The following is a 14,063-nucleotide window of genomic DNA, read 5'->3' on the forward strand; positions in this document are numbered from 1 at the left end:
TACCGAGGGACTTGTGAACGAGACCGATGGGCCGGCCCTGAGAGACACCGCCGCATCCGGCGCGGAGCCTTTGGCGATCGTCGGTATGAGCTGCCGCTACCCCGGCGGGGTCCGTTCGCCCGAGGACCTGTGGGGGCTGCTGGCCGAAGGCCGCAACGGGCTCTCCGGCTTCCCGGAGGACCGGGACTGGAACCTGGACTCCCTGTACGGCGAGGACCCGGACGGCGCCGGGACGACGTACCTCACTCGCGGCGGGTTCCTCGACGACGCCACCGGTTTCGACGCCGCGTTCTTCGGCATCCCGCCGCGCGAGGCGCTGTCCATGGACCCCCAGCAGCGGGTGCTCCTTGAGGCGTCCTGGGAGGCACTGGAGAGCGCCGCCATCGTCCCGTCGGACATCCGCGGCTCCCGCACCGGCGTGTTCGTCGGCGCCGAGCCTCGGGAGTACGGTCCCAGGCTGCAGAGCGCACCGGGGAGCGTCAAGGGCCATCTGTTCACCGGCACTTCACCCGGGGTGATGTCCGGCCGGCTCTCCTACCTGCTGGGGCTGCACGGCCCCTCGCTCACCGTGGACACCTCAGCCTCCAGCTCCCTGGTCGCCGTCCACCTCGCGGTGCAGGCGCTGCGGTCCGGCGACTGTTCGCTGGCCCTGGCCGGCGGGGTGTCCGTGATGGCCACTCCGAGGAACTTCGTCGCGTTCAGCGGGCTCCGGGCGCTGTCGGCGGACGGGGTGTGCCGGCCCTTCTCGGCCGCCGCCGATGGCACGGTGTGGTCGGAAGGTGTCGGCCTGCTCGTCCTGGAGCGGCTGTCCGACGCCGTACGCAACGGCCACTCCGTACTGGCCGTGCTGCGCGGTTCGGCCATCAACTCGGACGGCGCCGGCGAGGGGCTGACCGTACCGAACGGCACGGCCCAGGAGGCCGTCATCCGCCGCGCCCTGGCCGACGCAGGCCTCACGCCCGCCGATGTGGACGTGGTGGAGGCGCACGGGACCGGTACGAGGCTGGGTGATCCGATCGAGGCGCAGGCGCTGCTGGCCACCTACGGCCAGGAGCGCGGCGAGCGCGGCTCGCTGTGGCTGGGCTCGGTGAAGTCCAACATCGGCCACCCCCAGGCCGCCGCGGGCGTGGCAGGCGTGATCAAGATGGTGCTCGCCCTGCGGCACGGCGAACTCCCCGCGACACTGCATTCGGACGAGCCGACCCCCTGGGTGGACTGGGCATCCGGCGGGGTGCGGCTGCTGACCGCTCCGGCCCCGTGGCCGGCCGGTGCGCGCACCCGCCGAGCCGGCGTCTCCGGCTTCGGCCTCGGCGGCACCAACGTCCACCTGCTCCTGGAGGAGCCCCCGGCGGTCATGGCCCCGGTGGAGGACGGTGCCGGGCAGCCTCCGACGCCACTGGTATCGGGTGCCGGTGCGGTGGTGCCGTGGGTGGTGTCGGGGCGTTCTGCTGCGGGGCTCGCGGGGCAGGGGGAGCGGCTGGGGGCGTGGGTGGCTGCCCGCCCGGAGCTGGAATCGGCTGATGTGGCGTGGTCGTTGGCGACGACGCGCTCGGTGTTCGAGCACCGGGCTGTGGTGGTGGGCGGTGACGGTACGGAGCTGGTGGCCGGGCTGGAGAGTCTGGCGGCCGGTGTGCCTTCGGGTTCGGTGGTCTCCGGGGTGGCCCGCTCGGGCTCCCGCTCGGTGTTCGCGTTCGCGGGTCAGGGTTCGCAGTGGGTGGGGATGGGGTGTGAGCTGGCGGGGGTTTCGCCGGTGTTCGCGGCGCGGCTGGGTGAGTGTGCCGAGGCGCTCTCGCCGTACGTGGACTGGTCGTTGGACGACGTACTGGCGGGGGCGGAGGGTGCGCCCGCGTTGGAGGCGGCTGATGTGGTTCAGCCTGCTCTGTGGGCGGTGATGGTGTCGTTGGCTGCGGTGTGGGAGGCGGCCGGTGTCGCCCCGGAGGCTGTGGTCGGGCATTCGCAGGGGGAGATCGCGGCGGCGACGGTTGCGGGGATGTTGTCCCTTGAGGATGGCGCCCGGGTGGTGGCGCTGCGTTCGAAGTCCCTGAAGGTGCTTGCTGGTGCGGGCGGGATGCTCTCGATCAGCCGCCCGGCCTCCGAGGTCGAGGAGCGTCTTGTCCGCTTCGGTGAGCGTGCGTCGCTGGCGGCGGTCAACGGGCCTTCGGCGACGGTGGTTTCGGGTGAGCCGGACGCGCTTGAGGAGCTGAAGGCGGAGTTCGAGGCCGAGGGTGCCAGGGCGCGGATGGTGGCGGTGGACTACGCCTCGCACTCCGCTCAGGTGGACCGCCTGGAGAAGGAGATCACCACGGCCCTGGCCGCGATCACTCCGCGTCGGGGTCGTGTCCCGATGGTCTCCGCGATGACCGGCGAGACCCTGACCGGTGAGGAGCTGGACGCGGGCTACTGGTTCCGCAGCCTCCGTGCCACGGTCCACTTCGACCGCACGGTACGGGCCCTGGCGGGCCGCGGACACCAGCTCTTCATCGAGGTGACCCCGCACCCGGTGCTGCTGGGCGCGATGAACGACACCCTGGAAGAGGTCGCGCAGGAGGCCGGCCCCGGTGTCGTACCGGGCGTCGTCTGCGGGACGCTGCGCCGCGACGAGGGCGGCGAGGCACGTCTGCTGACCTCGCAGGCCGAGGCGTTCGTGGGTGGGGCGCCGGTCGACTGGCGCGCGGTACTGTCCGCCGGTGAGCGGGTCGAGTTGCCGACGTACGCCTTCCAGCACAAGCGCTACTGGCTCGACGCCGGATGGTCCTCGCAAGCGAGCAAGGTACCGGAGACCACAGACGACACGGCTGCGGCGACCGACTCCCGCCCCGCCGCCGCAGAACTTCTGGGGCAGCTCGCCGGGCAGCCGGAATCCGAGCGGGAGCAGCTGGTCCTGGACCTGATCAGGACGCACGCCGCAGCCGTACTCGGACACACATCGTCGCAGGCCCTCGACCCCGCGCGCACCTTCAAGGAGCTGGGCTTCGATTCCGTGACCGGTGTCGACCTGCGCAACCGGCTGGGCGCAGCGGTCTCCACGCGGCTGCCCACCACACTGATCTTCGATCACCCGACGCCGCTGCTGCTCTCCGCGTTCCTGCGCGGGGAAGCGCTGGGCCACGACCGTCCGGGCGAGACCGCCGTCCCTGTCCGGACGCCCGTGGACCCGGACGAGCCCATCGCGATCGTGGCGATGAGCTGCCGTCTCTCCGGCGGCGTCAGCAGCCCGGAGCAGCTGTGGGACCTGCTGGCCGACGGCGGTGACGCAGTCGGGGAACTTCCCGGCGACCGCGGCTGGGATCTCGCCCCGCTGCCTGATCCGGCCGGGGAGCTGCCCGGCACACTCACCACCCGCGCAGGCGGTTTCATCACCGGAGCAGGTGAGTTCGACGCCCAGTTCTTCGGGATCAGCCCGCGTGAGGCGCTGGCGATGGATCCGCAGCAACGCCTGTTGCTCGAACTTTCCTGGGAAGCCATCGAGCGGGCGGGCATCGACCCGGGGCGCCTGCGAGGCTCGGCGACCGGCGTATTCGCGGGCGCCTCCCCGTCCGGGTACGGAACCCACGCGCCCGCAGAACTCGAAGGCCATCTGCAGACGGGTATCACGCCCAGCGTGATCTCCGGCCGTATCGCCTACACGCTCGGACTAGAAGGTCCCGCGCTGACCGTGGACACGGCGTGCTCCTCCTCGCTTGTGGCGCTCCACCTGGCCGCCCGGTCGCTGCGTTCCGGCGAGTGCTCGCTGGCCCTCGCGGGCGGCATCACCGTGCACGCCACCATGTCGTGGCTGAACTGGTTCAGCCGCCAACAGGGGCTGTCCGCCGACGGGCGCTGCAAGGCGTACTCGGACCGGGCGGACGGCATGGGAATGGCGGAAGGCGCCGGTGTCCTGGTGCTGGAGCGGCTCTCGGATGCCCGGCGGAACGGTCACAAGGTGTTGGCGGTGGTGCGCGGCAGCGCCGTCAACCAGGACGGTGCGTCCAACGGCCTCACGGCCCCGAACGGTCCGTCGCAGCAGCGGGTGATCCGGGCGGCGTTGGCCGATGCGGGGCTTGCGTCCGCCGATGTGGACGTGGTCGAGGGGCACGGCACGGGAACCCCGCTGGGCGACCCGATCGAGGCGCAGGCCCTGCTGGCGACCTACGGCCAGGACCGTCCGGAAGACCGGCCGCTCTGGCTGGGGTCGGTGAAGTCCAACATCGGCCACGCCCAGTCGGCCGCAGGCGTGGCGGGCGTCATGAAGCTCGTACTGGCCCTGCAACACGGGGAGTTGCCGAAGACCCTGCACGCCGATGAGCCGTCCTCGCACGTGGACTGGGACGCGGGCGCGGTGCGCCTCGCGACCGAGTCGGTCCCGTGGCTGATGAGGGAGGACCGTGCGCGGCGTGCGGGCGTCTCCTCGTTCGGTATCAGCGGCACCAACGCGCACGTGATCATCGAAGAGGCTCCGGTTGACGAGCGGGCTTCTGCCCCGGGGGATGCCTCTGGTGTGGGTGGTGTGGTGTTGCCGGTGGTGCCGTGGGTGGTTTCGGGTCGTTCGGTGGCGGGTCTGGCGGGGCAGGCCGGCCGGCTCGCGGAGTTCGTGGAGCGGGATGCGGGTGTGCGGCCGGTGGATGTGGGCTGGTCGTTGGCGTCTTCGCGTGCGGTGCTGGAGCACCGGGCGGTGGTGTTGGGTGCGGACCGCGATGAACTGATGGCCGGGGTAAACGGGTTGGCGGAGGGCCGGGAACTTCCCGGCCTGGTGAGCGGGGTTGCGGGGGCTGCGGGCAGGCTCGGCTTTGTCTTTACCGGTCAGGGTGCTCAGCGTCTGGGTATGGGCGGCCAGTTGTATAAGGCGTTTCCGGTGTTCGCGTCGGCCTTCGATGAGGTGTGTGCGGGGCTGTCCGGGCATGTGGAGGGTTCCCTTGCCGCGGTGGTTCGGGGTGAGGGTGAGGTGTCCTGGCCTGGTGGCGGAAGTGTTGATGCGACGGTGTGGGCGCAGCCTGCGTTGTTTGCCGTAGAGGTGGCGTTGTTTCGGCTTCTGGAGTCGTGGGGTGTTGTTCCGCAGGTGGTGGCGGGGCATTCCATTGGTGAGCTGGCCGCTGCTCATGTGGCGGGTGTGTGGTCGTTGGGGGATGCCTGTGCGGTGGTGGCTGCTCGTGGTCGTTTGATGCAGGGCCTGCCTGTGGGTGGGGCGATGGTGGCGGTGGAGGCTTCCGAGGAGCGGGTGCGTGAGGTGATTGTGGCCTGTCCGGGTGTGGATGTGGCTGCGGTCAACGGTCCGCGTGCGGTGGTGCTGTCCGGTGTCGAGGGTGAGGTGTTGGCGGCTGCGGAGGTGTTGGCGCTGGCTGGTGCGCGGACGCGTCGTCTGCGGGTGTCGCATGCGTTCCATTCGCCGTTGATGGAGCCGATGCTGGAAGAGTTCGCCGAGGTGGTTGGTCAGGTCACCTTCCACCGGCCGAGGCTGGCGATGGTGTCGGCGTTGACCGGTCGCCCTGTCGCGGACGAGGTGGCCGATCCGTCGTATTGGGTGCGGCATGTGCGTGAGGCCGTCCGGTTCGCGGATGCTGTCGAGGCGATGCGCGAAACCGGGGTGGGCACCTTCCTGGAGCTTGGCCCGGACGGTGTGCTGTGTGGGATGGGGCCGCAAACGCGTGCCGAGGGTGACACATCCGATGAGGTGTGGTTGCCGGTGCTGCGCCGGGGCCGTGATGAGCCGAGGGCGCTGCTGACCGCCCTGGCGAAGGCGTTCGTACACGGAGTGCCGGTGGGCTGGCAGAACGTCTATGCCGGTACCGGTGCACGCCGTGTTGACCTGCCGACCTATGCCTTCCAGCGGCAGCGTTTCTGGTTGGACGCGGCCAGTGACAGTCGTGCTGAGGATCTTGGTCTGGCATCTCCGGGGCATCCGCTGTTGGGCGCTGTAGTAGTGCTGTCTGCGGGTGGTGGTGTGGTGTTGACGGGGCGGTTGTCCTTGTCCTCGCAGTCGTGGCTTGCGGATCATGTGGTGGCGGGTCGGGTGGTGGTGCCAGGTGCTGCGTTGGTGGAGTTGGCGGTGCGGGCCGGGGACGAGGTGGGTTGTTCGCGGGTCGATGAGCTGCTGAGTGAAGCGCCCCTCGTGCTGCCCTCGGTTGGTGGGGTGCGGGTGCAGGTGACGGTGGAGGTACCGGATGAGTCCGGTCACCGTGCGGTCAGCATTCATGCCCAGGACGAGGACGTTTCGCGGGTAGGGCAGTGGACGCGTCATGCGGCGGGTGTGCTTGCTCCGGCCGGGGTGGCTGCCGAAGTGCCAGACAGGTTGGCTCAGTGGCCTCCGGCTGATGCGGAGGCCCTCGATCTGGCTGGCTTCTACCCGGGTTTGGCGGAGCGTGGTCTTGGCTATGGCCCGGTGTTCCAGGGTGTGCGGGCGGCTTGGCGTCGTGGTGCGGAGCTGTTCGCTGAGGTTGCGCTGTCGGAGGATGTGGCGGTGGAGGGGTTCGGGTTGCATCCGGCCCTGTTGGATGCGGCGTTGCATGTGAGTGTGGGTGTTGGGGAGCGTGCGGGCGGGCTGGAGGTGCCGTTTGCGTGGCGGGATGTTGAGTTGTACGCGACCAATGCGCGGGTGGCCCGTGTCCGGGTCGACACGCAGGGCGAGGCTCTCTCCCTGACCCTCGCGGACACCGACGGCGCACCGATCGCCGCCGTCGGCGGCCTGACCCTGCGGTCGTTCACGGCTCCCACTGCCGAAGCAGATGATGGCCTGTACGGGATCCAGTGGGTTCCCGCCCCAGAGACCCAGCCCGCAGAGGAGAGGGAGTCGGAGCCGGCCGGCGACCGGTGGGTGGTGCTCGGCGGAACGGCCGGCGCCGGGTCCGGGATCCCGGGAGCGGTGGCGTACCAGGATGTGGCGGCACTGGTGAAGGCGGTCGAAGCGGGGGCAAAGGTCCCTCGGACCGTGGTGGCCCCGGCCCTGTCGGCAGCCGGCCCCGAGGGTGTTGTGGCTGCGGTGCATCGGACCGCAGCGGATGTACTGGAGCTGGTGCAGCAGTGGCTGGCGGCGGATGTGCTGTCCGGTGCGCGGCTGCTGGTGGTGACCGAGCGTGCGGTGGACGCCGGCCCCGAGGCACCGGTGGAGCTGGCTGCCGCCCCGGTCTGGGGCCTGATACGGGTGGCGCAGACGGAGAACCCCGGCCGGATCCTGCTGGCCGACGTGGACGAGGTCTCCACCGACGAGACAGCCGACCGGCTGCTGGCCGGAGTGGCCCTGGACGAGCCGCAGTTCGTGGTGCGGGGCGGCAGAATTCGAGTGCCACGGCTGGTACGTCTGCCGTCCTCGCCTCCGTCCCCGGAAGGGGAGCACCGGCCGGGCGCCGTGCTGGTGACCGGTGCCTCCGGGGTGCTGGGTGGTCTGGTGGCGCGGCATCTGGCGGAGAGTGGGCAGGCGGATCACCTGGTGCTGGTCTCCCGGCGTGGTGGGGAGGCCCCGGGGATGCCGGATCTTGTCGGTGATCTGGATGGGTTGGGTGTTCGGGTCACTGTCGCTGCTTGTGATGTGGGCGACCGGGAGCAGCTCGCGGAAGTGCTCAGGGATGTGCCGCTGACAGGCGTCGTACATGCGGCTGGGGTGCTGGATGACGGGATCGTCGGTTTGCTCTCCCTGGAGCGGTTGGGGGCGGTACTGAGGCCGAAGGTGGATGCGGCCTGGAATTTGCATGAGGTGACCCGGGATCTGGGCATGGCGCTGGACACCTTTGTGCTGTTCTCGTCCGTCGCGGGCGTGGTGGGTAACGCCGGGCAGGCCAATTACGCGGCGGGCAACACCTTCCTCGACGCCCTGGCCGCGTACCGCCATCAGCAGGGTCTGCCCGCTGTTTCGCTGGCCTGGGGACCCTGGGAGTCCGGCATGGTCCGCGCTCTGAACGATGTGGACCGGCACCGGATGTCCCGACAGGGGCTGCGGCCGCTGTCCGCACCGGCCGGGCTGGCCCTGCTGGACGCCGCCGTCCGTACCGACAGCGCCCTGCTGGTCACCGCTGGATTCGACCCGGCCGCGCTGCGCAGCGCCGGAGAGGTGCCCCCGTTGCTCTCCGGACTGCTGCCGGGAACGCGCAGCGGCCGACAGCCCGTCCGCCGCACGGCCGCCGAGCCGGCCGCCGATGGCCGGAACACGCTGGCTGGACGGCTCGCCGGGCTCGGCCCCGACGAGCGGTCCGAGACCGTCCTCCACCTGGTGGCGACGGAGGCCGCGCTGGTCCTGGGGATGGCAGGGCCGGAGTCCGTCGAGTCCGGACGCTCCTTCCGGGACACCGGCTTCGACTCGTTGACCTCGGTCGAGCTGCGCAACCGGCTGAACAGGACGACGGGTCTACGACTTCCGGCCACCGCCGTATTCGACCACCCCACCCCCGCCGCGCTGGCGGAATACGTACGAGCCGAACTGCTCGGCGAGGACGTCGGCGTACCGGCCCCCGGCACCGCCCCGGTGGCCGGCGGCGCACGTGTGGACGACGATCCGGTCGTCATCGTCGGCATGGGGTGCCGGTTCCCTGGTGGGGTGTCATCCCCCGAGGGGCTGTGGCAGCTGGTGGAGTCGCGCGGCGACGCGATCGGCCCCTTCCCGTCGGACCGTGGATGGGCCGAGGACTTGGTGGACCCGGACCCGGACGCCATGGGCAAAAGCGTCTCGGGGGAGGGCGGATTCCTCTACGACGCGGCTACGTTCGACGCGGAGTTCTTCGGGGTCAGCCCGCGTGAGGCTCTGGTGATGGACCCGCAGCAGCGGCTGCTGCTTGAGACCTCCTGGGAGGCGCTGGAGAACGCCGGCATCGACCCCACCGGGCTGCGGGGCAGCGGAACCGGCGTGTTCGCGGGGCTCTTTTACCACGACTACCTGCCCTGGCATGCCGTGCCGGAGGAGGCCGAGGGGTACCTCGGCACCGGCGGTATGGGTTCGGTGGCCTCCGGCCGGGTGGCCTATGCGCTGGGCCTTGAGGGCCCGGCGGTGACGGTGGACACGGCGTGTTCCTCCTCACTGGTGGCGCTCCATCTGGCTGCCCGGTCGCTGCGGTCGGGGGAGAGCACGCTGGCGCTGGCCGGCGGGGTGACGGTGATGTCCACCCCCGGCACGTTCATCGACTTCTCGCGCCAGCGTGGGCTCGCGTCGGACGGTCGCTGCAAGGCGTATGCAGAGGGCGCGGACGGTACCGGCTGGGGTGAGGGTGTCGGTGTCCTGGTGCTGGAGCGGCTCTCGGATGCCCGGCGGAACGGTCACAAGGTGCTTGCGGTGGTACGTGGGTCGGCCGTCAATCAGGACGGTGCGTCCAACGGCCTCACCGCACCCAACGGCCCCTCCCAACAGCGGGTGATCCGGGCGGCATTGGCCGATGCGGATCTGGCACCCGCCGATGTGGACGTGGTGGAGGGCCACGGCACGGGAACACGCCTGGGTGATCCGATCGAAACACAAGCACTGTTGGAGACCTACGGACGGGAGCGGCCCGATGGCCGGCCGCTGCTGCTGGGTTCGGTGAAGTCGAACATCGGTCACGCCCAGGCCGCTGCGGGTGTGGCGGGCATCGTGAAGATGGTGGCCGCGATGGAGCACGGCTTGGTTCCTGCCACGCTCCATGCGGAGAGCCCGTCCTCGCATGTGGACTGGGATGCGGGGGCGGTGCGGCTGGTTACTGAGCCGGTGCCGTGGCCTGAGACGGGTGGGCGTCCGCGTCGTGCCGGGGTGTCGTCCTTCGGGTTCTCCGGCACCAACGCGCACGTGATCATCGAAGAGGCTCCGGTTGACGAGCGGGCTTCTGCTTCCTGGGACGCTCCTCTGAGCGAGGCCGGTGGTGTGGTGTTGCCGGTGGTGCCGTGGGTGGTTTCGGGTCGTTCGGTGGCGGGTCTGGCGGGGCAGGCCGGCCGGTTGGCGGAGTTCGTGGGGCGGGATGCGGGTGTGCGGCCGGTGGATGTGGGCTGGTCGTTGGCTTCTTCGCGTGCGGTGTTGGAGCACCGGGCCGTGGTCCTTGGCTCGGATCGCGATGAACTGGCCGCCGGGTTGGGTGGGTTGGCGGATGGCCGTGAGCTGCCGGGCGTGGTGAGCGGTGCTGCGGACGGTAGTGCGGGCAAGCTCGGCTTTGTCTTTACCGGTCAGGGCGCTCAGCGTGTCGGTATGGGCCAGCAGTTGTATGAAGCCTTCCCGGTGTTTGCGGGGGCGTTTGATGAGGTGTGTGCGGGTCTGTCGGGGCATGTTGAGGGTTCGCTCGCTGCGGTGGTGCGCGGTGAGGGTGAGGTGTCCTGGCCGGGTGGCGGAAGTGTTGATGCGACGGTGTGGGCGCAGCCCGCGCTGTTCGCGATCGAGGTGGCACTTTTCCGGTTGCTGGAGTCGTGGGGTGTTGTTCCGCAGGTGGTGGCGGGGCATTCCATTGGTGAGCTGGCCGCTGCTCATGTGGCGGGTGTGTGGTCGTTGGGGGATGCCTGTGCGGTGGTGGCTGCTCGTGGTCGTTTGATGCAGGGCCTGCCTGTGGGTGGGGCGATGGTGGCGGTGGAGGCTTCCGAGGAGCGGGTGCGTGAGGTGATTGTGGCCTGTCCGGGTGTGGGTGTGGCTGCGGTCAACGGGCCGCGTGCGGTGGTGCTTTCCGGTGTCGAGGGTGAGGTGTTGGCGGCTGCGGAGGTGTTGGCAGAGGCTGGTGCGCGGACGCGTCGTCTGCGGGTGTCGCATGCGTTCCATTCGCCGTTGATGGAGCCGATGCTTGAGGAGTTCGCCGCGACGGTCGCTGAAGTCGCCTATCAGAAGCCGCGGTTGGCGATGGTGTCGGCGTTGACGGGTCGTCCCGTGGCGGATGAGGTGATGGATCCGTCGTACTGGGTGCGGCATGTGCGTGAAGCGGTCCGGTTCGCCGATGCCGTCGACGCGATGCGTGAGACCGGGGTGCGCACCTTCGTTGAAATCGGCCCGGATGGTGTCCTCTCCGGCATGGGACCGCAGACCCGCACCGAGGGCGAGGCTCCCGATGAGGTGTGGTTGCCGGTGTTGCGCCGGGGCCGTGATGAGGCGAGGGCGCTGCTGACCGCGCTGGCGAAGGCGTTCGTACGCGGAGTACCAGTGGACTGGGAGAAGCTCTATACGGGCACGGGTGCACACCGTATCGGCCTGCCCACCTACGCCTTCCAACGGCAGCGCTACTGGCTACCGACCCCCTCCGCCCGTTCGGACGCGGCGGAGTTGGGCCAATCGGCCGTTGGCCACCCACTGTTGGGTGCTGCGGTAGCGCTGTCTGCTGGTGGTGTGGTGTTGACGGGACGTCTGTCCTTGTCCTCGCAGTCGTGGCTTGCGGATCATGTGGTGGCGGGTCGGGTGGTGGTGCCGGGTGCTGCGTTGGTGGAGTTGGCGGTGCGGGCCGGGGACGAGGTGGGCTGCTCGCGCGTCGATGAGCTGCTGAGCGAGGTGCCGCTTGTGCTGCCCTCGGTTGGTGGGGTGCGGGTGCAGGTGACGGTGGAGGTACCGGATGAGTCCGGTCACCGTGCGGTCAGCATTCATGCCCAGGACGAGGATGTTTCGCCGGAGGGGGAGTGGACGCGTCATGCGGTAGGTGTGCTTGCTCCGGCCGGGGTGGCTGCCGAAGTGCCAGACGGGTTGGCTCAGTGGCCGCCGTCCGGTGCGGAGGTCGTTGATCTGGAGAGCTTCTACCCGGGTTTGGCGGAGCGTGGTCTTGGCTATGGCCCGGTGTTCCAGGGTGTGCGGGCGGCTTGGCGTCGTGGTGCGGAGCTGTTCGCTGAGGTTGCGCTGTCGGAGGATGTGGCGGTGGAGGGGTTCGGGTTGCATCCGGCCCTGTTGGATGCGGCGTTGCATGTGAGTGTGGGTGTTGGGGAGCGTGCGGGCGGGCTGGAGGTGCCGTTTGCGTGGCGGGATGTTGAGTTGTATGCGACCAATGCGCGGGTGGCCCGTGTCCGGGTCGACACACAGGGCGACGCTCTCTCCCTGACCCTCGCGGACACCGACGGCGCACCGATCGCCGCCGTCGGCGGCCTGACCCTGAAGCTGTTCGACCTTGCTGCCACTGCCGGTCCCTCTGATGGCCTGTTCACGGTGGAGTGGGTGCCCGCTGCGGTGGCGGCGAGTGGTTCCGGCGAGGCGGCGGTCCCGTGGGCCGTGCTCGGCGAGAACGTCCCGGGCGCCACGGCGTACCCGGACCTTCCGACGTTGGTTGAGGCGGTCGAGGCCGGTGCCGAGGTCCCCCGTACTGTCGTAGTACGGGCCGCAACTCCACCGGAGGTAAAGGGTGTTGTGGCTGCGGCGCATCGGACCGCAGCGGATGTACTGGAGCTGGTGCAGCAGTGGCTGGCGGCGGATGTGCTGTCCGGTGCGCGGCTGCTGGTGGTGACCGAGTGTGCGGTGGATGCTGGACCTGAGGCCGCGGTGGAGCTGACTGCTGCCCCGGTCTGGGGCCTGATACGGGTGGCGCAGACGGAGAACCCCGGCCGGATCCTGCTGGCCGACGTGGACGACACGTCCGTCCCCGATGCCGAGCTGGCCGGCTGGCTGAGCGCCGGCGTGGAGCTGGGCGAGCCGCAGTGGGTGCTCCGGGACGGACAGATCCGGGTGCCCAGACTGACCCGTACGGCATCGATCAGTACGACAACACCAGCGACAACACCAGCGACAACAACAGCCGTTCATAGAGACCTTGGGTCCGGTGCAACACCGTCCGACGAAGTCGCGACCCGTACGACCCGGCCGGGCACCGTGCTGGTGACCGGTGCCTCCGGGGTGCTGGGTGGTCTGGTGGCGCGGCATCTGGCGGAGAGTGGGCAGGCGGATCACCTGGTGCTGGTTTCCCGGCGTGGTGGGGAGGCCCCGGGGATGCCGGATCTTGTCGGTGATCTGGATGGGTTGGGTGTTCGGGTCACTGTCGCTGCTTGTGATGTGGGTGACCGGGAGCAGCTTGTGGATGTTCTCAAGGGTGTGTCGCTGACGGGTGTGGTGCATGCGGCTGGGGTGCTGGATGACGGGATCGTCGGTTTGCTCTCCCTGGAGCGGTTGGGGGCGGTGCTGAGGCCGAAGGTGGATGCTGCCTGGAATCTGCATGAGGTGACCCGGGATCTGGGCATGGAGCTGGACACCTTTGTGCTGTTCTCGTCCGTCGCTGGCGTGGTGGGTAACGCCGGGCAGGCCAATTACGCGGCGGGCAACACCTTCCTCGACGCCCTGGCCGCGCACCGCCACCAGCAGGGACTGCCCGCTGTTTCGCTGGCCTGGGGACCCTGGGAGTCCGGCATGGCCGGGCAGCTCACCGACGCCGAACGTCAGCGACTGGCCCGGCAGGGGCTGCTGCCACTCACCGACGCGCGCGGACTCGCCGTGCTGGACTCCGCAAGGGGCCGAGTGGAACCACTGCTGGTGGCCGCCGAGTTGGACCCGGCCGCGCTGCACCGTACCGGCGAAGTCCCGCCCCTGTTCTCCGGGCTGGTACGCGGTCCGCACGCAGGCGGGCCCGCCCGTCCGGCAGTCGACGGGCGGCGCAGCGTCCCGGGGCAGGCCGAAGCACAGCAGCGGCTCGCCGAGCAGCTGGGCCTGCTGGACCGGAGCGAGGCCCTTGAGACCCTGCGGGACCTGGTCCTGGCGCAGTCCGCCCAGGTGCTGGGCATGTCCGGGCCCGGCCGCCTGGACGCGGCCCGCTCCTTCCGCGACGTCGGCTTCGACTCGCTCACCGCCGTCGAACTGCGCAACCGTCTGAACAGCGCCACCGGGCTGCGGCTGCCGCCCACCGTGGTCTTCGACCACCCGAGCCCGGCTGCGCTGGGCGGCTACCTCGCCGAGGAGATGCTCGGCTCCGCGTCCGAGGAATCGGACGCGCTCGCGGCCCACTCCGGACTCGACCGGATCGAGGCTGCGATCGCCGGGCTGATGGCCGACGAGGCCGCGCGGCTACGGGTCACTGCCCGGCTCAAAGACATTCTGGGCACGCTGAACGGGACCGCCGGAACCGACGACGGTGACGACGACGGCACCTCGGTCGCCGACCGTATCCAGTCGGCCAGCGACGACGACATGTTCGACTTCATCGACAACCAGCTCGGGCTCTGAGTACGTCGCCGTACCACCGTGCGTAGTGAGGAAGGCGTCA

1 pseudogene is annotated in these 14,063 nt (G+C 70.1%); it reads left to right on the forward strand.

Features of this window, described 5'->3' with window-relative positions:
• Positions 1-40: 40 nt before the first annotated feature.
• Positions 41-14,023 (forward strand): annotated as a pseudogene (locus tag ACWGKJ_RS13285) (SDR family NAD(P)-dependent oxidoreductase); the annotation flags it as partial.
• Positions 14,024-14,063: the final 40 nt, after the last annotated feature.

It is taken from the genome of Streptomyces sp. NPDC054757 (genome assembly GCF_053612185.1).